The following is a 24,493-nucleotide window of genomic DNA, read 5'->3' as shown; positions in this document are numbered from 1 at the left end:
CGAAAAAAATTATTTTGAAAAACTACAAACAAGCCCTACATAACAAAATATTTGAAGTCATAACTCAAGCTTCCGAAGAACTTAACATTGATAGTTATGTGATTGGTGGTTTCGTAAGAGATTTGATTTTAAAAAGAGAATTCAAAAAAGATATTGATATTGTTGCCGTAGGTAGCGGAATTGAATTGGCTCTAAAAGTGTCTGAATTACTTCCAAAAAAACCTAAAGTACAAGTTTTTAAAACCTATGGAACCGCCATGTTGCGTTTTGAAGATACTGAGATTGAATTTGTAGGTGCTCGAAAAGAATCGTATCATTTTGAAAGCAGAAATCCTGTGGTGGAAAATGGTACTCTTGAAGATGACCAAAACAGACGTGACTTTACGATCAACGCGTTGGCTTTATCTTTAAATAAAGAAAATTTTGGAGATTTATCAGATCCTTTTAATGGCTTAGTTGATTTAGAAAATAAAACAATAAAAACGCCTCTGGATCCTGACATCACTTTTTCTGATGATCCCTTAAGAATGTTAAGAGGAATTCGATTTGCCAATCAGTTGGGTTTTGAAATTGAAGAAAACTCTTTAAAATCAATTACAAAAAATGCGGAACGAATCAAAATTATTTCTGGAGAGCGCATCGTAGAGGAACTCAATAAAATTCTTTCTACAGACAAACCGTCTATTGGTTTTTTACTGTTATTTAAAACTGGACTTTTAGATATTATTCTTCCGGAATTAACAGCTTTAAATCAAGTAGAAGAAATTGAAGGACATACACATAAAAATAATTTTTATCATACATTAGAAGTTGTAGATAATATTTGCCCTAATACCGATGATGTTTGGTTGCGTTGGTCCGCTTTGTTACACGATATTGGAAAAGCGCCCACCAAACGATTTAATAAAAAACAAGGCTGGACATTTCACGGACATGAATTTCTTGGTGGTAAAATGGCCAAAAAAATATTCGAACGCTTGCACATGCCATTGAATCACAAAATGAAATTTGTTCAAAAAATGGTAATGATGAGTTCTCGTCCTATCGTTTTGTCGCAAGATACCGTAACAGATTCTGCGGTTCGCCGTTTAGTTTTTGATGCTGGAGAAGATGTTGAGAACTTAATGACTTTATGTGAAGCAGATATCACTACTAAAAATCCAAATAAATTTAAAAAATACCACAATAATTTTGAAATCGTTCGAAAGAAAATTGTCGAAGTAGAAGAACGCGATCAAGTACGCAATTTTCAACCTCCTATTTCTGGTGAGGAAATCATGGTTCTTTTTAATTTAAAACCTTCTAAGGAAATCGGAATGTTGAAAGAAGCCATTAAAGAAGCCATTTTAGAAGGAGAGATTCCTAACGAATATAATGCTGCTTATGCATTTATGCTAAAGAGAGCTGCAAAAATTGGACTAAAGATTAACGCTTGTTGAATTGAGAAATAAACAGATTTCAAATACCTTTGTATAAATTAATTTTGAACAATGAAAAAAGAGAATAATTACGTGATCATCTGGTTGCTATCCGGTTGTTTATTATTGTTTATAATGGTTGTTGTTGGAGGAATCACCAGATTGACAAATTCTGGTTTGTCTATGACGGATTGGCATTTGGTAACAGATACTTTCCCTCCACTTACAGAGGCAAAATGGTTACAAACATTTGAAGAATACAAGAAATTTCCAGAATATCAAAAAATCAACATCCATAATGATTTTACGCTAAGTGACTATAAATTCATTTATTTCTGGGAATGGTTTCACCGATTTATTGGTAGAATCATTGGCCTAGTATTTATTATTCCATTCTTCTACTTTTTATTAAAAAAACGTCTTTCAAGCCCAACTATCAAAAAGTGTATCGTATTACTTTCTATGGGTGCTTTTCAAGGTTTTTTAGGATGGTTTATGGTTAAAAGTGGTTTAATTGATGATCCAGACGTAAGTCATTTTAGATTAGCATTACACCTTACTTTTGCATTTATCACGTTTGCTTATACGCTTTGGGTTGCACTAGATTTAATCTATCCAAATAAAATTGAAGTAATCGTTTCTCTACGAAATCTAGCACGAGTTGCATTAGTCTTTTTGATAATTCAAATTATTTATGGCGGATTTGTAGCGGGTTTAAACGCCGGTTTAATTCACAACCACTGGCCACTAATGAGTGATGGACAATTTATACATGACAGTGTTTTTATAGAACAAAAAACATTATTCTTGAATCTTGTTGAAGGAAAAAGTGGGGTTCAATTCGTTCACAGAACTATGGCCTATTTTGTAGTTGCTCTTATAATTGCTTTGTACATAAGAAGCAAAAAATTTGCCCTTACAAGTATTCAAAAAAGAGGAATAAACACTTTATTAATTTTCGTATTTATACAATTTACATTAGGTGTTTTCACTTTATTGTATGGCGTTCCGTTGTGGTTGGGTTTGGTACACCAAATTATGGCCTTCTTTTTACTTACAGCCATGACCTTTACCTTACACAGATTGTCTAAATAGTATTGTAAAAAACATAAATTATTTAACTTACTTTTACTAACAACCAATTGTTACACAATACCAAAAATACAACCAGACTATATTGTCGCATTTCTTTGCTTATAAACTTAAATGTCTAAACTAGCTCCTCAAGATAAATTTTTAGATTTATCAGATTATGGAAGACCTATTGGAAATTTTATTGCCAATCAACTTAAAAACACTCGCTTTACTCCTATACATGTTACGCTTGTTTTTGGTGTTTCTGGATTAATTGCCATTTACTTTATTTTAATAAATCAGTATTTATTAGCTGGTTTTTTCATCATTTTAAAGTCAATTATTGATGCAGCCGATGGTGAATTAGCACGATTAAAAAACACACCTTCTTATACCGGAAGATACTTAGATAGCGTATTTGATATCATTTTAAATTTTTTGTTTTTGATGACCATTTGCTATGTTTCAAACACTAGTATTTGGCTTACTTTAATGGCATTTATTGGCATTCAATTGCAAGGCACTTTATACAATTATTACTATGTAATTTTAAGAAATAAATCGGTTGGTGGAGATACTACGAGCAAGATTTTCGAAAATAAATCACCTCGCGCTTTACCGGGAGAGCGTCAAAAATCAGTAGATATTTTGTTCTTTATTTACACCATTGTATATGGCGCTTTCGATAAAATAATTCACCTATTAGATAATGATGCTTATAAGGTTAAGACGTTTCCTAATTGGTTCATGACATTAGTCAGTCTATACGGATTAGGATTTCAGTTATTGATTATTGCCATCATGTTACCTCTACAACTTATTGAATATATAGTTCCGTTTTTTATTGCTTACACTGGGCTTATATTTGCACTGATTGGAATCAGAAAATTAGTTTTTAAGGTCTAAAACTATCATAGTAATAATCTATTGCAGACCTTTATTTTATTATATTCCAGCCACTTATATTAGTCTATACAAATCTTTTATTTAAGTCAACATAAATATATAATTATCTGAAAGTTAGAATTATATAAAACTAAATTTTAATTCTGTAAGAGAATTTGTGAGTATATTTCTGAAATTTGTATAACACAATTATTAATTCAAAACTTAGAAATTATGCCAAATTCAAAAGAGATTAAAGGAAACTGGAATGAGTTTAAAGGAAAACTTAAACAAAAATATGCTGAATTAACTGATGATGATTTGCTTTACGATGAAGGAAAAGAAGATGAAATGTGGGGTAAATTACAGCAAAAATTAGGTAAAACAGAAAAAGAAATTAAATCATTATTTGATTAATTTTAAAAAACTGTTTAGTTAATTTGACTGTCTCAAATACTGTTGCAACTATTCATTTTGAATTGCTGCACTTAGTATCTGAGACAGTTTTTTTATTACTAATACTTAGTTTATCCATGTTTTAAAATCACTTACTTTTTCTCTACTCACCACAACCTCATCTTCTTTATATGTGGGCAAAATTATCTTTAAGCGAGAGTTACTATGCACTAAAATTTCTTTAATTGCTTTGAGAGGTATAATAAATTTTCTACTAATTCTAAAGAAATTTGCTCCATCTAAATCTTGTTCTAAAACTTCTAAAGTCGAATCTATCAAATAATTTCGATTGTCAAAAGTATGTATATAAGTTCCTTTATTTTCACTGAAAAAACATTCAATTTCTTCAACCGAAATCACTTTTAAGTGTTGACCAATTTTTACCGTAAAACGTTTTTTATAGGTTTTATCAAAAGGATTGGAAAGCATTTTTTTAATTTGTTCGAAATCAAATTGAAGCGTTTCTTGTTTGGGTAATCGAGCTTTAAATTTAGAAACAGCTACTTCCAAGTCCTCTTCATCGATAGGTTTTAAAAGATAATCAATACTATTTAATTTAAAAGCTCTTAAAGCATATTCATCGTATGCTGTTGTAAATATTACAGCACTTTTTATTGTTTGCTGCAAAGTAGAAAAATGCTCGAAAATTTCAAACGACAAACCATCTGATAATTGAATATCTAGAAAAATTAGATCAGGATGTTCATTTTTGGTAAACCAATCAATTGCTTCTTCTACTGAATGAAGCATTACTCCTACCTCTATATCTAGTTTTTGCAGCTTTCTTTGCAATAATCTTGCAGCTGGTTTTTCGTCTTCGATGATGATTATTTTCATTTTTTAATCTTAAAGTTGTAAACAAATAAATTTAGAATTATTCCCATTTCTGACTTTTTTCTTTGTCCATAAATTGCTTTATTTTTTTCTCCTCCCAATTTTCACCAAAAAATATATTTCTTCCAAAAACCGACAATCCATGAGCTACTAAGCCTATGCCCCAAAACAATGCCGTTGAATAAGTTTGCCAATTTAGAAAATCTCCATTTTGAAATGAATTTCTATTCATACTCGAAAGAATAATAAAAGCATTTACTAAAACATACACCATTAAATGAATATAAAAACCTTTAATTTTTTTTACTTTTCGGTAGGCCATTTCATATTCAGAATCCGGATTATTTAAATCCATTTCTTTTCTATCATATCTATTTTCGCGGTCTCTTTTCATGATACTTAAATTTAACTTCTTACTCTATTATTTATATTCTCTATCTCTTTCCTATCAATTCTTTTGTCTTTTTTTATTCCCAATCCTTATCAAAGTAAGGTATATAATTAAAGACTTTTATTGCTGCTACTCTTTCAACTGCTTTGGAATACTATTCTTCATTATTATATTTCTTTTCTATTATTTCTTTTTCTTTACGTTACTTATAAATTTCTTTACTGTTTTGTTTTTGCATTATCTCTTTTATTTTTCGTTCTTCCCAATTAGTACTATAACCAAATACTTTTAGAGCATGCATAATTAATCCAAAACCCCAACCTGCAGCTGAAAACCAAAACCATTGAAAATGGGGTGAATAAGTGAGATTGATAAATATTAAAATAGGAATGACAAAACAATACGATAATAAGTTTCCGTAAAATCCTTTCAGTTCTTCAACACGTTTTTTAGCTCTAAAATAAGAGTTCTCTTTTCCATAATTTATAGATGCTTCCATGATTGTTATTTTTTTTGTTAAAACTGGTATTTTGACTGCAAATACCTTTTCATTTTGATCAATTTGTATTTTTCTATTGGTAATAATTTCGTATCGACTGATAATATTTTGAAGTCCTACGCCTTGCCTTTCTTGCAAAACATCTTTTTTTTGATAATCATTTTCAACAACAAGATAATCACCTTCTAAAAATATTCTGATGTGTAAAGGTTTCTGTTCACTAACTACGTTATGCTTTACTGTGTTTTCTAGTAAAAGCTGTAAGGACAGCGGAACCACTTTTGCCTCTGGATTTATATTGGTTGTAGGCAATTCATAAAAAAGGCTATTTTCAAAACGCATTTTTAATAAGTTCATATAGGTTTTGGCGAAAGCTAATTCTTCGTCTACACTAACCAACTCTTTGTCTTTTTGTTCTAAAACATAGCGATACACTTTTGATAAGGAAGTGGTAAATCGCTGCGCATTATCTGGATTTTCTTCGATTAGAGAACTCAGGACATTCAGACTATTAAAAAGAAAGTGAGGATCTATTTGGTTTTTTAAAGTCTCAAATTTTGCCGAAGCAGTTCCTGCAATAATCTTATGTTCAATAATTTCTTTTTTAGAAGCTTGTTTCCAGTTGACCATAAAGCTTCTTGCATGAATAAAAATGGAAACTCCCAATGACAAAACGATATAAAAAAGATGAACAAAAATCATTTTCTCACTAAAAAATTGTCCCGGATCTAAATCCTGAAACATCACAAAAGTGATATAATCAATTAGTAAAACAACAGGAACGGTGTATAAAACTGTTGTAATGATTCCAAAATAAACTCTCAAATTGGTTTGTTCAAGCCAATCCCATCTTCGATCGAGGAATACGTTAATCATTCCGTTACCAAAACCAATACCGAAAGAATACAGGGAACTTACCAAGAAGGTTCGTATGACATTCTCTAATTCAAAATTCATTTGAACTATAGAAAAGACTAAAGTAAAAATTAAGCTAATTTTGAAACAAACCATGAAGCCTTTGCTAAACTCTGTAAATGTTTTGATTCTGTGATTTTCCATTATTTTATGCTGTTATTTACAATTTGCTGATGCTGCAATAGCGCTCTCCAATCCCCATTTTGGAGAAAAAGTAGTTTCAGGTTTAAAAGTAGCAAAAAGTCCAATAGCTTTTTGAATTTGAGCACACATTGGTTTGGTATCGGTTCCCCAAAATTTTGCGGCACCAATTTCAAATTGTGCTTTCTCGAAAACAACTCTCGGATTTTCTGGAGCAATAGCTAAGGCTTTGCCATACAACTCCATTACTTTTCCAGATAACTTTTGTCCGTTTGTCATGGGGTCATAAGCTATCCAAGCAGTGTGAATCATCGCTTGCAGTACTAATAATTCGGGATTATTAGGATTTTTAGCCATTTCTATAGTTACTGCATTTTGCGCTTTTGTCAACAATAAATTTATTTGCTCCTTATCTTTCGTTTGAAAAGCCGCAGTTGTATTTATTAATGCTACGTAATAATTAGGCAACCAACTTGTTTGCTCTGCAGCAGCAATTCTTTCAAATAAATCTGATGCTTCTGTATTTTTTCCTTGTCCCCAAAGCTGAAAAGCTTTTCCCATGCCTTGATCAAATTGGCTTTGAGCCGACAATAAACTACAAATAAATAAGGCGATGCTAGTGATAATTTTAGTCATGATTTCTAGTTTTTAAATGATTGTATTTTATAAATGTGTTTGATATTGATTCTCTCTAATTCTATTTCAAAAGTATGGCTATGCCTTTTCTTTTAAAATTTATACTTACTCAAGTGTTGAAATAATAGGATGAACTGTTTTTAGACCACAATTTTTAGAGAGTTAAAAGTTTTTTATTAAAGATTCTTTAATTGATTGTCTTTTTTATCTGCACTAATGGTCCAAAAGAAGCCTACAAACAAAAAGCGATCTGCAGTGGGTGTTATTGCGGTACGATTATAAATTCCATTTGAATTTGGATTTTTTGCATAATCGTAGCCATAAACGTTTTGAGTTCCTAAAACATTTGAAACAGAGAAATATAAAATCTTTTGTTGGGATAGTAAATACGCCCAATTAAAACTTAAATTATTATATGCTTTTGTTTTTCCGTTCATAAATTCCGTTTCATTGGGATTATTATACGGTCTGCCAGTGCTGAATGAATTAGTAAAACCAATTTGTGATTTCCAATCGTTAATCCAGTATTTAGCAACTAATGAAAGACTATTATTAGCAATGAAACTTGGTGTAGCTTGAGTAGGAAAGTTTTTGTAATCTCTTTGCGAATCAATGTAGGAATAAGAAATCCAATATTCTAAATTTTTAAAAGTCGTTCCATCTCTCCAAAATAAATCTAATCCTTTAGCATATCCAGAACCTGAATTATTAAAAACCGAATTGTATTGAATGGTTGGCGTATCATATTTTACTAAATTGTCATAGCTCTTAAAATACGCTTCTGCAATTAAAGTTTTCCCTGTTTTACTAAACTGATAATTAACAATATAATGAGAAGCTTTCTCACTTTCAAATTGATGAAATTTAGAATATTTGATGTATTGTGAATTTGGAGACTGGCTAAAATCTCCGTAAGCCAAAGAAAACTGACTGTTTTTTGTCATTTTGTAAGCCAGTGATATTCTAGGAGCAATTGCCGTTTCCTCCAGTAAACTATTATTTGAAAATCTCAAACCAACTTTTGCAGCCAGTTTTTTAGAAAAGTAAATATCTGATTCTGTAAAAATAGCTGCAATAGCACTATTGTATCCAACAGCATTTGCTATTCCAGTATTGGGTTTAAAATCTTCATCAAATTGGGTTATAAAATAATCAGCTCCAAAAGACATTTTAAATCGATTAGAAATATTCTTTTTTAATTTCAATTTAAAGTGCGCTGCGTTTTCATCATTATCAACATCGTCTAAATCAAACTTGATTTTATTCTTACTATAACCGTAGCTTATTCCTGAATTAATTTGCCAATTTGAACCAAAAACTCCTTTGTATGTAGTATTAAAATAAAAATTATTATTGTTTAAATTTACTCTTATTTTTTGTGGTGCATTGATGTTTTCCTGATTTACGTCAAACCTTGAGGAATCAAAAGCAGCGTAAACTTTTAAAATTCCATTCGTGAAATTATAGCGGTAAACGGTTTCTCCTGATACCGATTGAAAAGGTCTATTCCAATCTACGTTTTGTTTTATTGCATATTGATAAGGAGCTAAATTGATGTAAGAGGCATTGACCGTTAGTGCACTTTTTTTCCATTTTTGAGTATTTCCAACGCCTAAACCTACCGTCATTAAAGAAATTTCTGTTTTATTGTAATCGGCTTCATCTTTTGTATTCAGCAATAAAACACTTGATAAAGCTTCGCCATATTCTGCAGAATAACCTCCTGTAGAAAAGGAGATTCCGTCGAATAAAAAAGGAGAAAAACGACCTCTAGTAGGCAGATTTTGTGCCGAAGCACCATAAGGTTGTGCTACTCGAACTCCATCAACAAAAGTTTGTGTTTCATTGGCTTCGCCTCCACGCACAAAAAGTCTCCCGTCTTCTGCCACGTTTTGCGTTCCAGGTAATGTCTGTAATGCCGCGATAATGTTTCCAGCAGAACCAGCTGTAGTTACAATATCAAGCGCTTTTAAAACAGAAACTTTTGCTTTTCCTCCAGCCTCAAAAGTTCCTGCAGTAATTACAACCGCATCCAATGCATTGACATTGTCTTTTAGCTTGATGATTTTGTTTTGAAAATTGGAAACATCAATCTGTGTTTTAGAGGTTTCAAAAACAAGAAAACTCACAACCAAAATTTGATTGCCAGTGGTAGTAGTCTCAAAGTTAAAATCGCCTGTTTCTGAACTCGAACTTCCGTCATACGTTCCTTCAATATAAATATTTGCACCGGCAATTGGCTTTCCTTTTTGATCTACTACTTTACCAGAGATAATTGTTTGAGCAAAAAATACAGTGGAAATTAATATAAGACAAGCAGTGATTAAAATTTTCATATCATTTGATTTAGTTGATGAAGCAAATATATTGGTGCCCAACTAACATTAAAACAAAAGCTAACCGAACTGTCAATAAATGGGGATGAGTTGCGATATGAACGATTTTCTTATACATTTACAACACTAAAAATATGCTTATGAATACCGAAAAAGAGAAAATGATCGCAGGAGAAAATTATTTTTCAGGTGATCCTATTCTAGTAAAAGACAGACGAAAATCGAAAAATCTATTGCATCGTTTGAATGTAACAGAATACCGAATAACAAAAAAAGCACGAGAAATATTAAAAGAACTTATTCCTAATGCTGGAGCAAATCTTTATATAGAGCCTCCTTTTTTTTGTGATTATGGCTACAATATCATTTGTGGTGAGAATGTTTATTTTAATGTAAATTGTGTGGTATTGGATGCGGCTCAAGTAACAATTGGATCTAATGTTTTTTTTGCTCCAGGCGTTCAGTTATACACCGCGAGCCATCCACTTGATGCAGAATTACGTAAAACAGTAGCAAACGCAATGCCTATAAAAATTGGCAACGATTGCTGGATTGGCGGAAACACGGTTATTTGTCCTGGAATTACTATTGGGAATGGTTGTGTTATTGGTGCTGGATCAGTGGTTACAAAAGACATACCTGATAATAGCCTAGCTGTTGGAAATCCAGCAAATATTATTCGGAAATTAAATGAATCCCAAAAATAATTGAATTACATTTATCTAACTTTCAAACTATTAAATAAAAAATATGAAGCATTTTAAATTATTTCTAATATTTATCCTTGTTTTAATTGTCAACTCAGTTTCTGCACAATCAACTTTTGACAAATGGCCGGCTATCAAAGAATTTCATGAAGTAATGTCAGCTACTTTTCATCCTGCCGAAGAAGGAAATCTAGCTCCTATTAAATCGCGTTCGGAGGAAATGATGAATCAAGCCGCACAATTATTAAAATCAGCTATTCCTGTAGAATTTAGAACTGACAAAATTTTAGCAGCAGCACAAAAACTACAATTAAAAAGTAAAGGTTTACATAGATTAGTTCAATCTCAAGCAACTGACGATGAAATTTTGAAATCGATTACTGATTTACATAACACTTTTCATGAAATAGTTGGGCTATGTTCTGAAGAGAAAAAATAAGAACAGCAAAATAATTTTTTGATTTCTTTTTGATTAAAAACAATTTGCATTTCGTTTTGCCATTCAAAATAGCAATTAGAATTTTTAGTATTTCTACAAACAACTTACCCTTATGCTTTTATGAAAAATAAATGAATTTTGATTTTTTATAGGCTAAATAAATGAAGAAATCATAAAATACGGCAAGAACCTGTATTTTTCAATTCTATTGTGGTTTTGTTTTTTTAAATTTGTGAAACACAAACTCATTCCTTTTAAAGAATGTGCTTTCTCATCTTATCTTATCTAAACAAAAGAATACAAACTACTCACAATGAATACTACTGCAAAAATTAAAAAAAATTATCAGTTTATTAAAATTAAAAAATTAGTTATAGTATCCATTCTTATTGGTTTTCTTTCTGCTTTTTTAGGAATCGTTTTAAAGAATGCTACGGAGTATTACGAATCTATATTTTTTCACAGAGCCACTATAAATTCAGTATTTTTTGTAGTATTTCCTATTTTTGGTTTGTCTATAATCTTTTTTCTTAGAGAATATCTTTTTAAAAAAAAGGAAAACAAAGGGATCAAAGAAATTTTTGAAAGTGTAAATTCTAAATCAAAAAACTTACCCAGTTACAAAATCCCTTCCCATTTTATCAACGGATTACTGACTGTAGTTTCAGGTGGATCTACAGGAATTGAAGTATCAACGGTTGTGGCAACAGCAACTATTGGTGCGGTAGCACAACGCAAACAAAATGTTTTTAGACAATACAAAACAGAATTAATATGTGCGGGAATTTCAGCCGGAATTACAGTATTATTTAGTAGTCCTATAGCAGGAATATTATTTTCCTTTGAAGTAATTTCTAAAAAAATAACTCGAGCGTTTATACTCTCCAATGTAATTTCCGTTACAGTGGCTTATGCGCTATGCTACATATTACATGAAGAACCTTTATTTGCAGTTGATATAACAGCATGGCACTTAAAAGCGGCTCCCTATTTTATACTTTTAGGAGTTTTGGCCGCCCTTCATTCTGTATATCTTACGCGAGCGGTACTCTTTTTTAAAGCACAGTTCTATAAAATAAAAGAAGCTCATTTTAAAATAATTTTGGGGTCCTTAATACTAAGCTTATCCTTTATCTTATTCCCACAATTATACGGAGAAGGTTATCATACAATGAAAATCTTATTTTTAAATCCTAATGCGACAACACTTACGTTTTCATTAGCTTTAACATTTATCGGAATCATTTTATTAAAACCAATTGTAACTTCGGCCACCTTGGCTTCTGGAGGTGACGGAGGTGTTTTTGCTCCTAGCCTTTTTATTGGTGCTTTTTTAGGTTTATTTTTGGCCTTACTTTTAAATCGTTATTTGGATGCAAATGTGATTCCTCTAAATTTTATGATTATTGGAATGGCTGCGGTTTTGAGTTCTAGTATCCACGCTCCCTTTACCGCTATATTTTTAGTGTGTGGATTAACTAATGACTATACCTTATTTCTACCTATTTTAGTAGTTTGTTTGATTTCTAAATATACTGCAAAAATGATTTATCCTTTTACCGTATATACTTATTCACCTAGTCTAGCAAAATAAGCACATGTCATCTATTCATAAAATAAAAAGGAACTACCGCAAAACTAAATACATTCTCTATAAAGAAACATTAGTTGATTTTAAAGAACATTTTTGGGCTTTTGTAGGCGGATTTGTAGGCATGGGTATTATTGCTTATTTGCAATCTACAGTGCTTCCAAAATCAGATATGGTTTATTTAATTGGTTCTTTTGGTGCTTCTAGTGTTTTAGTGTATGGCGTTATTCAAAGCCCTTTAGCACAACCCAGAAATCTCATCGGAGGACATGTAATTTCTGCCCTGATTGGCGTTACTATTTATAAATTTTTACCAGATATCCTTTGGTTAACTGCTCCACTTGCTGTAGCTTCCTCTATTGTATTAATGCAAATTACCAAGACCTTGCATCCTCCTGGTGGCGCCACAGCATTAATTGCAATTGCGGGTTCTGAAAAAGTTAAAAATCTAGGCTATTGGTACGTTCTTTCGCCTGTCTTAAGTGGCGCATTAATCTTACTTGCAGTAGCCTTAATTACTAACAACATGGCACATAACAGACTCTATCCGAGTCATAAAAAATACCACAAATTCAGAAAAAGAATCTCCAAAGTTTTTACCAAAAAAACCTCTTTTTAAATCATTAGAAATTAGTTGTATAACCAAAAAAAGAAGTCGTTTGACACTTTTTTTAATGTGATAATAGCTAAATAAATTTTCTCTTTTATCGCTTTTGATTCTCTTCGCATACGCAAAAATCTTATCAACAAAACTAAAATCTGTCTCAAAACTTCGAGACAAAATCTAAAATTATATTTTACCTTTGACCATTCAAAAAAACAGGAACGATTATGGTTTATAAATTTAGAGTGATTCTAGACGCAGAAGAAGATGTTTTTAGAGATATTGCAATATTAGAAGAAGATACATTAGAAGATTTACACAATGCTATCTTTAATTCCTTTGGTTTTGATGGGATGGACGTTGCTTCTTTTTATACTTGCGACGAGACTTGGAATCAAGAAGATGAAATCTCTCTTTTTGATACTGGAGATGTAGTTGGTGAACAAAAAATAATGAGTGATTATCCATTATCTGAAATTTTAGATAAGGAAAATACTAAGATTATTTATGTTTATGATTTCATTAATATGTGGACATTCCTAGTAGAATTAGCAGCTATTGAAGATCCAGTTACTGGTAACAGTTATCCTGAAACTATTTTTTCTCATGGTGAAATTCCTGATGAAGCAATGGAAAAAAACTTTGAATCAGACAATGCCGATGATTACAATGATGAATATGAGGACGGCTTAGACGAAGATGATTTGGATATGTTTGAAGGAGACGACAGTTTTGAAGACTTCGGATTTGAAGAGAACTGGAATTAGTCAAAACTCGTGCTCTAGTTAAAAACAGAGTCGATCAAAACACCTAAAATTAAAACATTTCCCAAAGATGAAATGTTATTTTGTTTGCACATAATAACTTGAACTTAACACTTCTATTTATAAGTGTAAACAAATGTCAAAACCTAACTCTAAACACTTTCAAAAAAAATGATCAACCTATATAATACCCATATCGAAAACTTATCAATTCATAGAGTTGGTAACAAAAGTAGAAATGAGCCAATTTTTTTATCAGAGCAACCTTTTAATTTGAATGATGAAATTGTGCCTTTGATGAAAGAGTTCTTCTTTAAACCGTTTAGAGAAAAAGAAGAAAACTATTTTCAGTTTGCTCATGAAATCGATTTAGATTACAATGACATGTTCAAGTTTGCTACTGAAGTTTTTGATAATCCATCGACTATTCACGAAGTTTCTAAAAAAATAACAAATCATTTATTTGAGCAATCCAATCATCCACACATCAAAAACGGTGAAGTATATGTCACGTACTTAACTAACTTGAGTATTGACAATAATGTGGTTGATGCTATTGGGATTTTTAAGAGTGAAATTCAAGCTGACTTTTTACAATTTGAAGAAAAAGCAACTCACTTAGAAATGATTTTGCAACAAGGTGTAAGTTTAAATAAATTAGACAAAGGTTGTTTGATCTTTAATTACAAGAAAGAAGAAGGATATAAAATTCTTACTGTAGATAGCAACCGTTATGATGCTCGATATTGGTTAGAGCATTTCCTTTCTGTTGATGCATTTGAAGACGAAAATTTTATCACAAAAAAATATTTAAAGTTCTGTCAAAACTTTGCTAAAGATGTAGTTTTTCCTGCGGAAGATAAAAAAGAAGAGGTTATGTTCATGAACCGTTCTGTGAATTACTTTGCCAAAAATGATGAGTTTGAAGAAACTGCGTTCTTGAATGAAGTACTAGACAATCCAGACTTAATTCCGGAGTTTAAAAATTATAAAATAGATAAAGGAGAAAAATACAGCATAGAAGATGTCACTTCTTTCCCAATAGCAAATGCAGCTGTTTCTGATGCGCGTAAGTCAATCAAAAACGTAATTAATTTAGACACGCATATCCAAATTAAAATGGATTTTATTAATCCTGAAAGTGCTGAGAAATATGTTGAAAAAGGTTGGGATGAAGAAAAACAAATGTACTATTACTTAGTTTACTTTAATAAAGAACAAAAATCGTAAGGTTTATAATTAAAATAGAGAATCCCTAATTACAAAAGTAATTGGGGATTTTTTTTTAAGTGTAATTATAAAATAGTGTACAAACAGAATCCATTGTATTAAAACAGTCATTCTTTTAGTATTATTCGTAAATTTACATTTATACCATTAAAATAAAATGACAGATCATTTTTTCACAGAAAGCCCCTTCAAAACACTTATTTCCTTTCATAAACTCATTGAGAGTTTAGAGGAGATTGCCGTTTCTGATATAGATTATCGCGCTAATTATGCTAAAGCTTTATTAAAAGAAATTGAGCCATTTCCAGAATTCAGATCCGGAATTGAAAACTTAGATTTAATTTATAAAAACGAAAAGTTAATAAAAAACTTATTAGCAGATTTGTTTCCAACGGCTTTGACCCATAATGAAATTAAGGCCGTAACTATTCCTTTTCAGAATTTTAGTTTTAACTATACAGAACGCTTAAAAAAAATAGTAAAAGAAGCAGGTGTATCTTTTGATATGTCGATCAGTAATCTCAATGAACATCAGTTTTATATCATGAACTGCACCTTGATTTTAAATGAACATTATGGGCAGAAAATTGATTATAATAATCCTTTGTTTTATGACATTCCAAATCAAAATGGAATAATCAATCAATATCGGATTTTATATAATGCCGATTTTATTGAAATAACACCAACCGCTGCAGTAAAAAAATTGACACAAGATGAAATCGATTTATTAATTGATAATTATGATAACATTGCACTCTGGAAAGAGAAATTCCCTGTTAATAGCTGGATTTTAAAAGGTTTTGGAATTGCTATATTATTTGATGCTACCATAGAAAGTGCCATTTCTAAATTAAAAAGCAATTTATTAAAACCCGAAATGGAGCAAATATCACTTCAAAATAATTTTGAATCTATTTTCCGCTCTATTTTTAAAAATTCTAATTTAAGAATCGGTTTGGTTATTTACGATACCGAAGAAAATAAATTTATAAACACCAGTTTTAACGAAGATGGAAGTTCTGGAAGTTTTATACTGTCTGAAGATCAAGAATTAAATTGTGAAAATGAATTATTAGGTTGCTCTTTTGAAAAATTATTAGAAACAAAGAAACCTTTATGCATTTCTAATGTCGAAAAATTTACTTTGATTCCAGGAAATGAAAAACTAGGAAATCATTTATTAGATCAAAATATTCAGAGCTGTATATTTGCACCTATTATAAACAACAATACCATTTTGGGTATAATTGAGTTGGTTTCTTCCAATAAAAGAGAATTAAACAGTCTAAATGCGAGAAAATTAGATTTAATCATACCGTACTTGATAGATACGGCAGAGCGCCACAATTTAGACAAACAACATCAAATTGACGCCATTATTCAGAGAGAATATACTGCTATTCATCCGAGTGTTTATTGGAAATTTAGACGGGAAGCTTCAAAATACTTTGAAACAAACCGTCAAAACAAAGACTATATTTTTAAAGAAATAGTTTTCAAAGAAGTGTATCCTTTGTATGGACAGATAGACATTCAGAGTTCCTCTGAGCATAGAAATCAAACGGTAAAGCAAGACTTAATAAATCAGGTAAGTACACTAATAAAAATTCTTGACCACAGAGAATCACACTCTAGCTTGGTCGTATTAGAACAACGTAAATTTGAATTAAAATCATTTTTAAACCAACTTCAATTCCCCTTAAAAGCGGATACGGAACAGCAAATTCAGCTTTATATTGAAAATGAAATTCACCCCATTCTAAACAATAGAGAAAGTGGTTTTACAAAAGAAATTTCTGTTATCAATTATTTTGAAAGTTTAGATAAGAAATCAGGAATGTTCTATCATTCAAGAAAGAAATTTGACAATGCAGTTTCTATAATTAACAAAAAACTTGCTTCACTACTAGACGAAAAACAAGCAGAAGCACAACTTATTTTCCCTCATTATTACGAAAGATTTAAAACCGACGGAATAGAACATAATATTTATATCGGATCGTCTATTGCTCCATCAAAGACTTTTGACATTCTATACCTTCATAATTTAAGGCTTTGGCAGTTGCAAATAGTATGTGAAATGGAAATGATGCACCACCAACTTAAAAACTCCTTACCTTATGAACTGGAGGTAGCTTCATTGATATTAGTTTTTAGCTCGTCGATTTCAATTCGATTTAGGATGGACGAAAAGCGATTTGATGTTGACGGAACTTATAATGCGCGTTACGAAGTTGTAAAAAAACGGATCGACAAAGCCAATATTAAAGGAACAAAAGAGAGAATTACAGCAAAAGAAAAAATCACGATCGTGTATTCGCACAGTAATGAAAAAACCGAATATTTAAATTATATTAAATTTTTACAGTTCAAAAATATTTTAGAACCTACTATTGAACAGTTTGAAGTAGAAGAATTGCAAGGCGTATCCGGTTTGAAAGCCATACGTGTTAAAGTTCGAAATGATAATGAAATGCTGACTTTAAAAAAATATTCCTATCAAGATTTATTAAATGAATTAAACTAGGCTCCAATTGACATAAAAGCGATTACAAATGAAATAACAGACAATACAATTCCTATCATAAAAAAATTATAGGTGATTCTTAATAAACGGTATTTTCTTTCGAGAACCAGTCCCAAAAAATATAAATCCTTAATCATAGAATTGTATAAGTAATCTTTATCTTTCATCATTTCATTCATCGCCCACTGATACTCGTCTAAAGGCATTTTGTAAAAATTACCAAAGAACAATAAATTTACTTTTTTATTTTCAATATCTTGTCTTGTAAAAACGCCATTAGTTACTTTAGGTCTTGTAGAAAGTATAGCAAAAATGATAGTAATTACACTTGATAGCAACATTATAAAAGTAGGAATCAATAAATGTGCATTACTTGGGCTATCTAACTTTGGGATTAAAGTAGAAAGAGCAATCGAGATAATAATAGCATTTACAGATAACAAAATATTAGCTTTACTATCTGCAATTCCGCTTAAGGTTGTGTGATTGTTTAAAGTAATTCGAAACAAAGTATCAACAGCTCTATCTGGTTTTTCGTCTTTTTGTTTTTTCTTTGATTCTTTGGTGGTATTTAATTCCATTTTGGATTTATTTTTTTGAAGTATTTTTATCGTATTTTCTTTAGAGGGCTGCCAATTTTTTATGGCATATTCGGTATAATACTGATGTTTATTGGTTAAAAAATCAATGTTTTCTTTTGTCCATTCTGCATCAGAAAGTTTTGATTTGTTTGTATTTTCTAATTCCATTCGCAAAGCATTACAAGTAAAAGTATAGTGATTTGTTGATAAGTGGAAATAATCAGCATCGGCAATTACTTTTTCTAAAAAGTTTTGAGGCACAAAACCAAAAGTAGTAGCTTTTATCAAACTAGACACTTTTTCTATAAAGTCACCTGACATTCCATTATTTAACAGGAACTCAGTAACAATCTTTACACTAAAATCTTCGTGATTCTCGAAACCATTTACATAACCAGCATCATGAAACCAAGCGGCTACGAGTAAAGCTTGTTTGTCATCTAAATCTAAATTTGTTTGCTCAATAATTTGTTTAACTGCATTAACTACATCATGCGTATGATTTATATTGTGATAGGTATATGAAGCAGAAAGATTATCTTTGAATAATTTCTCAATAAATTTTTCTGCCTGTTCTATTAGGTTCATAGACTAATTTTTATATTACTAAATTATGAAATTATTTTCGGATAACTATTTTATTACTTTCAATAAAGCGATTTATACCTGCCTTATTTCGCTACTCCTTTTGCAATCGTGCGCTACGAAACACGAACAATATGGCAAAAACATTAAAAATCCGATTCCAATAAGTACTATTGACACATCAAAAGTAACACATACTTTCTATTTAGTAGGCGATGCTGGAAATTTGAGTAAAGAAACAACACAAAAAAAGCTGGGTACGTTATCGAATCGATTGCAAAAGGCAGATAAAAACACCACTTTATTATTTCTAGGCGATAACATATACCCTAAAGGATTACCTAGCGCCGAAAGTACAAATGAAAGATTGGTTGCTGAAAGTAAACTAAACAGTCAATTAGAATTGTCAAAAAAATTCAAAGGACAAACTATTTTTATTCCTGGAAATCACGATTGGTACAGTGGCATAAAAGGACTAGAACGCCAAGCTAAGTTTGTAACAGAATATCTCAATGATAAAAAATCTTTTCTTCCAAGAAAAGGTTGTGGTATTGATGATGTGACTATAAATGAAAATTTAGTTTTAATAACCATTGACAGTCAGTGGTTCTTAGAAGACTGGGACAAAATACCCACTATAAATGACGATTGTACTATAAAAACTAGAGAAGCTTTTTTTACTGAACTTGAAGATCTACTCAATAAAAACAAAGAAAAAACAGTCCTTTTAGCTTTACATCATCCCTTGATGAGTAACGGAACGCATGGTGGACAGTTTTCTGTTGAAAAACAACTTTTCCCTTTAGAACAAAAAATTCCGCTTCCCGTGATTGGTTCTGTTATTAATTTCATCCGAAAAACTTCAGGTATAAGTCCGCAAGACATTCAAAACAAATTCTATTTTCAGTTTGTTCAAAGAGTCAAAACACTATTACAAAGTCAAGATAATGTTATAGTAGTATCTGGTCATGATCACAATTTACAATATATAGATAACGATAATATTAAACAAATTATTAGCGGAGCTGGATCAAAATCGGAAGCAGCAAAAGCTATATATCCCAATGATTTTACTTATGGAAAAAACGGATATGCTGCACTTAAATTTTTTGATAACGGTATTGCAAAAGTTTACTTTTATAGTCAAGAAAATGGAAAAGAAAAATTACTTTTTGAACAAATAGTTTTAAATCAAAAAGACGATTACAATACCGCAATATTCCCAAAATCTTTTCCTAAAAAAACCACAGCAAAAATCTACACTGCAGAGCAAACTCAGAAATCAAAATTTTACAAATTCCTGTTTGGTAAACACTACAGAGCTTACTATAGTCTTCCAATAGAAGCTACAACAGTTACAATTGACACTCTTTTTGGAGGATTAAAACCCAAACGTTCCGGAGGAGGACATCAATCTAATTCTTTACAGTTGGTTGATAAAAATAACAAAGAATATGTAATGCGTGCTTTAAAGAAAAGCACCTCACGTTTTATACAATCTGTTGCTTTTAAAAATCAGTTTATTCAAGATCAATTTGACGGAACATTTGCTGAAAGTTTATTGTCTGACTTTTATACTACAGCACATCCTTATACCCCGTTTGCCGTTGGTAATTTAGCCGAAAAAATTGGCGTTTCTCACACCAACCCACAATTATATTATATTCCAAAGCATCATGCTTTAGGCACTTTTAATGCCAATTTTGGAAATGAGTTGTATATGGTTGAAGAGCGTCCTACAAATAGTCAAATCTCGGTAAAAAGTTTTGGAAATCCTGAAGCAATTTTAAGTACAGAAGATGTTCTAAAAAATTTACAGAAGGACGAAAAATATACTATAGATGAAGACGCGTACATAAGAGCTCGACTTTTTGATATCCTTATAGGAGATTGGGACAGACATGATGATCAATGGCGTTGGGGAGCTTATACTGTAGATCAAAAAATAGTTTACAAGCCTATTCCAAGAGATCGCGATCAAGCTTTTACAAAATATGATGGTACGTTACTTTCTTTGTTAATGAAAAGTGTGCCTTTACGTCACATGCAATCCTTTAAGGACGAAATTAAAAATGTCAAAATAATGAACCGCGAGCCTTATCCATTAGATTTAGCTGTTTTAAAAAAAGCAAGCGAAAATGACTGGATTAAACAAGCGAAATACATTGAAGACAACCTATCTGATGACGCTATAGATGCTGCCTTTACTACCTTACCAATCGCAGTTCAAGATCAGACTATAACTGATATAAAACGCAAATTAAAATTACGAAAAAAAGATTTAGAACGTGCCGCAAAGGAATACTACCTAGTATTACAACATACTGTTTTGATTGTAGGAACTAATAAAAAAGATAAGTTCGTCATTAACAACATCGAAAAAAACAAACTGGAGATTCAAGTTTTTAGATTAAAAAACGAAAAAGAGGAACTACAATATGTTAGAAATTTTGATGCTGCAGAAACAAAAAAAATATGGATTTATGGCTTAGATGATGATGATGTTTTTGAAGTAAAGGGAAAATCAAAATCAGGAATTAAGATTCGATTAATAGGGGGACAAAACCAAGATTCCTATCTTGTTGAGAATGGAAAAAAAATAAAAATACATGATTTCAAATCAAAAGAGAACACTTATTCCTTAGATCACAAGATAAAAAAATTATTATCAGATGACTACGAAACTAGTTTATATGATTACAAAAAACCGAAATATAATTTCTTCTCGTTGCTTCCAAACATCGGGTATAATCCAGACGATGGTATAAAATTAGGTATTATTACGGGTTTCAAAGTAAATGATTTCAAACAAAATCCATACACTCAGAAACATAGTTTAAAAACGAATTTTTATTTTGCTACAAAGGGATTTGAGGTTTTTTACACCGCTAATTTTCCTAAATTATTTGGGTCATGGGATTTGGATGTGGAAAGTCAATATACTAGTCCAAATTTTACAGTCAATTATTTTGGCTATGGTAATGATACGGAAAATAATGAGGAGGTTTTTGGTAAGGATTACAATCGTGTTCGCTTAAAAATGCTAAATGTATTACCGTCTATAAAAAAAGTAGGGAAACAAGGAAGTACTGTTCTCTTACAAACTAGTTTTGAAAGAATAACTGTTGAAGAAACTATTAGTAGATTTATAGAGATAGCACCAAACATAAATCCAACTGTTTTTGATAATCAATTATTTGCTGGAGCCAATTTAAAATACAGTTTCGAAAATTACGATTTTCCGGCTTATCCATCAATGGGAATGGGTCTTTCTTTGACTGCTGGTTGGAAAGTAAATTTGGAAGATACAAAAAGAAATTTCCCAACCGTAGAAGGTAAACTTAATTTTAATCATAAAATAGATGCAAACGGAAAATTAATATTAGCCACAATTCTGAAAGGGAAAACGGTGCTAAATAACAATTTCGAGTTTTACCAAGGGGCAAATTTAGGAGGAGATTACGATTTAAGAGGTTTTAGAAACCAGCGCTTTCTAGGAAACAAATCTTTTTATCAAAGTAGTGATATTCGATGGAACATCGGAAAAATTAAAAGAAATGTTATACCAATGTCTTTTGGAATTCTAGGTGGTTACGACTACGGACGAGTTTGGCAAAAAGGTGAAAATTCAGAAAAATGGCATCAATCCTTTGGAGGAGGATTATGGATTAATGGTCTAAATACACTAACAGCACGATTAACTTATTTTAAAAGTATTGGTGATGAAGAAGCCCGAATTGGATTTGGTTTAGGATTTGGATTTTAATTTTTTCAGACTAATTTCATATACGTTTCCAAAAGCATTTTTAGTACGTTCATCAGCTATAAATAAACGATCATTATCCTTGAAGCAAACTGATTCTTTTTGAGAAAAGTGGTTTAACTCGAGTGTCGTTTTTTGTCCATTTAGAAAATCATCCTTTTTAAAATTTTCAAATAGAAATAACTTATCATGTGTTAATACTACTACTTTAGTTTCATCTGGACTTATTGCAGCACTTGTAATAGCGCAACCGTTGTAAGTCCCGCAAGTATTGAATTTACCCATTAAAACAGCTTGATGAAATCCTGCTTTATTGGGAACCTTGTATAAAAATGAGGTACCGTCAAAACCTTTACTTCTATTTTTTGTGAAAAGATAAAAGTGATTTCTAAACTCAAAAAAACCTTCAACATCATAAAAAAGTTGGGATTTTTTGGGCGGAAAACTTTTTTGCTCAGGATAAGCAAATGAGATTTTGTAACTTGGTTTTACGTTTTGGGACTGTAAATCTTTTTTTTCTATTTTATAAATACTCAAATCCTTTCTAACATTATCATTATTGCCAAAATCTCCAATATAAAGATTGCCCTGATTATCTTTTGTCAAATCTTCCCAATCAATATTTTCAGTGTTGTCGATAGTAATCGTTCTTTCTATTTTACCTTTGGTATTTAAACCATAAATAGCATTTGCATTACCATGATCTTCAACGGCCCAAAGTAAATTGCTATTTGAAGCATAAATAATACCTGAGACCTCTTTTAGTTTTTTAGGTAATTGATACAATATTGGCAAAGAAGTCATCTTTTGTTGACAAGCTAATAGCACAAAAACAGCAATTAATAACGAACCTTTTTTCATAAGATAATTAATTAGAACTTATATAACATCAATTAAATTTAAATTCTATTTTTTAAGACAGCACTACTTTTATAATTCCTAACAATAAATTCAAAAGCAGCATTCATGATATTTCCCATTGATTTTGCTTTTTTGAAATTCAAATCATTAGTATAGCGATAGAGTTCCATTTTTAATTGTTCTAAATGGGATTCGGGTGCCAAAACATCTTCGCCCATTATTTGAAGCAAAATCTTTATACGATTTTCAGCAGATAGAATTCTTTTGGCAAGAACAGAGCGCTCTTCGTCTTTATATTGCTCAATAGAGCTGTTTTGAAGTTTTTCTTTGACTAATTTAACCATTGGATAATTCTCTTTGAAAAACTGAGGACGATAGACTTTAAAATTCCCTTCATAACACTGCTGATCAAAATCTATAGCCCGTATTTTATAAACTACATGATCAAAATCATGTGTAGGAACGATTACATAATTATAAGAACGCATGTCGCCTAATAAGCGTATCATACAACGTTCGTTGAACTTTACAAACTCTTTAGCAATTTGTGCTTTTTCGGTTGCAGTACAATCGGCAAGTAATGTTTTTATAAATACATCGCCAGGAATTCCCATAATATGTTCCTCTATCAAAGTGTCTTGATAAACTAAAAAATTAATTTTATCTGGAGAGAGAATGTGTTCTAATTCCAGTCCATAAACGCGAGAAGCATCAGCTTTTTTGATATAAAAATGGGTATAATTATCATTAAGAATATTTCTAACTTTTATTCTAAATGGTTTCGAATTTCCAAAAGTGCAATAATCAATAGAGTCTACATTAAGAAACTTGATAATACCTAAATTTCCATCGGAGTGTAAAAGGGAATAGATTTTTTTTAGATTTAAATCGATTTCTTGTCTTTCATATTCATTGTAATACACTCTAATCCATAACGTATCTTGATCGTTTTTATCATAAACAGTTACAGAGCCTGAAAAACGCAATAAATCATCATAAAAAATAGAAACTTTAGAGATGCGATCAAACCGTTCCAGATACTCCAAAAGAGAATCATTTATAGGATAAGAAGGCTTTTTAAAAAGCATTATTGGCTCACTCATTAGAAAAATATTTACTACAAAATTACAATAAAATAGAGAGGTAAAGAAGAATTATAAAGTACTATAGCAATAAAGAATGTAGAATAGAAAAGTAATAAAAATCTTGATTCTTAAATGGATGAATGATTTAATAATAAAAAATTAAAATAT

Annotated in this window: 20 protein-coding genes; 12 read left to right on the top strand and 8 right to left on the bottom strand. The window is 30.8% G+C overall.

The window, feature by feature from the left end; translation table 11 throughout:
- Positions 1-11 precede the first annotated feature (11 nt).
- The 4 genes from H2650_RS05700 to H2650_RS05685 all read left to right on the top strand — a co-directional run bounded on the left by H2650_RS05700 (position 12) and on the right by H2650_RS05685 (position 3,794).
- Positions 12-1,439, top strand: coding sequence for a CCA tRNA nucleotidyltransferase (locus tag H2650_RS05700; RefSeq protein WP_370566830.1), 1,428 nt, complete (start codon positions 12-14; stop codon positions 1,437-1,439).
- Between the two features lie 51 nt (positions 1,440-1,490).
- Entirely contained in the window at positions 1,491-2,513 is a 1,023-nt protein-coding gene (locus tag H2650_RS05695; RefSeq protein ID WP_188049791.1) for a COX15/CtaA family protein, read from the top strand.
- A gap of 111 nt (positions 2,514-2,624) precedes the next feature.
- A complete protein-coding gene (locus H2650_RS05690; RefSeq protein ID WP_188049790.1) occupies positions 2,625-3,398 on the top strand; it encodes a CDP-alcohol phosphatidyltransferase family protein in 774 nt (257 codons plus the stop codon).
- 213 nt (positions 3,399-3,611) lie between these two features.
- Positions 3,612-3,794, top strand: a complete 183-nt coding sequence (locus H2650_RS05685) for a CsbD family protein (RefSeq protein WP_188049789.1) — start codon at positions 3,612-3,614, stop codon at positions 3,792-3,794.
- Positions 3,795-3,899: 105 nt separating this feature from the next.
- On the opposite strand, the gene H2650_RS05680 is transcribed toward H2650_RS05685, so the two are convergent.
- The 5 genes from H2650_RS05680 to H2650_RS05660 form a co-directional block, all read right to left on the bottom strand.
- Positions 3,900-4,670, bottom strand: a complete 771-nt coding sequence (locus H2650_RS05680) for a LytTR family DNA-binding domain-containing protein (RefSeq protein ID WP_188049788.1) — start codon at positions 4,668-4,670, stop codon at positions 3,900-3,902.
- Between the two features lie 37 nt (positions 4,671-4,707).
- Entirely contained in the window at positions 4,708-5,061 is a 354-nt protein-coding gene (locus tag H2650_RS05675) for a 2TM domain-containing protein (protein ID WP_188049787.1), read from the bottom strand.
- A 199-nt stretch (positions 5,062-5,260) separates the two neighbouring features.
- Positions 5,261-6,616, bottom strand: coding sequence for a histidine kinase (locus H2650_RS05670; protein WP_188049786.1), 1,356 nt, complete (start codon positions 6,614-6,616; stop codon positions 5,261-5,263).
- A 12-nt stretch (positions 6,617-6,628) separates the two neighbouring features.
- A complete protein-coding gene (locus H2650_RS05665; RefSeq protein WP_188049785.1) occupies positions 6,629-7,249 on the bottom strand; it encodes a hypothetical protein in 621 nt (206 codons plus the stop codon).
- A gap of 176 nt (positions 7,250-7,425) precedes the next feature.
- Positions 7,426-9,585 carry a TonB-dependent receptor gene (locus H2650_RS05660; protein WP_188049784.1) on the bottom strand — a complete coding sequence of 720 codons (2,160 nt, stop codon included), beginning with the start codon at positions 9,583-9,585 and terminating at the stop codon, positions 7,426-7,428.
- Positions 9,586-9,725: 140 nt separating this feature from the next.
- Here H2650_RS05660 and H2650_RS05655 point away from each other — a divergent pair, with 140 nt between their 5' ends.
- The 7 genes from H2650_RS05655 (at position 9,726) to H2650_RS05625 (ending at position 17,450) form a co-directional block, all read left to right on the top strand.
- Positions 9,726-10,292, top strand: coding sequence for a sugar O-acetyltransferase (locus H2650_RS05655; protein ID WP_188049783.1), 567 nt, complete (start codon positions 9,726-9,728; stop codon positions 10,290-10,292).
- Positions 10,293-10,335: 43 nt separating this feature from the next.
- Positions 10,336-10,731 carry a hypothetical protein gene (locus tag H2650_RS05650; protein WP_188049782.1) on the top strand — a complete coding sequence of 132 codons (396 nt, stop codon included), beginning with the start codon at positions 10,336-10,338 and terminating at the stop codon, positions 10,729-10,731.
- Between the two features lie 313 nt (positions 10,732-11,044).
- Positions 11,045-12,325 (top strand): chloride channel protein, encoded by a 1,281-nt coding sequence (locus tag H2650_RS05645; RefSeq protein WP_188049781.1) that lies wholly within the window; start codon positions 11,045-11,047, stop codon positions 12,323-12,325.
- Positions 12,326-12,329: 4 nt separating this feature from the next.
- Positions 12,330-12,941 (top strand): HPP family protein, encoded by a 612-nt coding sequence (locus H2650_RS05640; protein WP_188049780.1) that lies wholly within the window; start codon positions 12,330-12,332, stop codon positions 12,939-12,941.
- Positions 12,942-13,153: 212 nt separating this feature from the next.
- Entirely contained in the window at positions 13,154-13,693 is a 540-nt protein-coding gene (locus H2650_RS05635; RefSeq protein WP_188049779.1) for a hypothetical protein, read from the top strand.
- Between the two features lie 168 nt (positions 13,694-13,861).
- On the top strand, positions 13,862-14,920 hold the full coding sequence (locus tag H2650_RS05630; protein ID WP_188049778.1) for a nucleoid-associated protein: 1,059 nt from the start codon (positions 13,862-13,864) through the stop codon (positions 14,918-14,920).
- A 157-nt stretch (positions 14,921-15,077) separates the two neighbouring features.
- On the top strand, positions 15,078-17,450 hold the full coding sequence (locus tag H2650_RS05625) for a GAF domain-containing protein (protein WP_188049777.1): 2,373 nt from the start codon (positions 15,078-15,080) through the stop codon (positions 17,448-17,450).
- On the opposite strand, the gene H2650_RS05620 is transcribed toward H2650_RS05625, so the two are convergent.
- Positions 17,447-18,619, bottom strand: a complete 1,173-nt coding sequence (locus H2650_RS05620; RefSeq protein WP_188049776.1) for a Pycsar system effector family protein — start codon at positions 18,617-18,619, stop codon at positions 17,447-17,449. The two genes, H2650_RS05625 and H2650_RS05620, sit on opposite strands and share 4 nt — an antisense overlap.
- A gap of 25 nt (positions 18,620-18,644) precedes the next feature.
- On the opposite strand from H2650_RS05620, the gene H2650_RS05615 reads away from it, so the two are divergent.
- Positions 18,645-22,382: a metallophosphoesterase gene (locus H2650_RS05615; protein WP_188049775.1), complete on the top strand. Its 3,738-nt coding sequence runs from the start codon at positions 18,645-18,647 to the stop codon at positions 22,380-22,382.
- Here the strand turns inward: H2650_RS05615 and H2650_RS05610 are convergent.
- Positions 22,365-23,240 carry an SdiA-regulated domain-containing protein gene (locus tag H2650_RS05610; protein WP_188049774.1) on the bottom strand — a complete coding sequence of 292 codons (876 nt, stop codon included), beginning with the start codon at positions 23,238-23,240 and terminating at the stop codon, positions 22,365-22,367. The genes H2650_RS05615 and H2650_RS05610 overlap by 18 nt on opposite strands.
- A 38-nt stretch (positions 23,241-23,278) precedes the next feature.
- Positions 23,279-24,343: a hypothetical protein gene (locus H2650_RS05605; RefSeq protein WP_188049773.1), complete on the bottom strand. Its 1,065-nt coding sequence runs from the start codon at positions 24,341-24,343 to the stop codon at positions 23,279-23,281.
- Positions 24,344-24,493 lie beyond the last annotated feature (150 nt).

The sequence above is a fragment of the Flavobacterium sp. GP15 genome (assembly GCF_014281985.1).
Lineage (GTDB): Bacteria > Bacteroidota > Bacteroidia > Flavobacteriales > Flavobacteriaceae > Flavobacterium > Flavobacterium pygoscelis.
The sequence above is the reverse complement of the archived record's forward strand: the minus strand, read 5'-3'. Positions and strand labels throughout refer to the sequence as shown.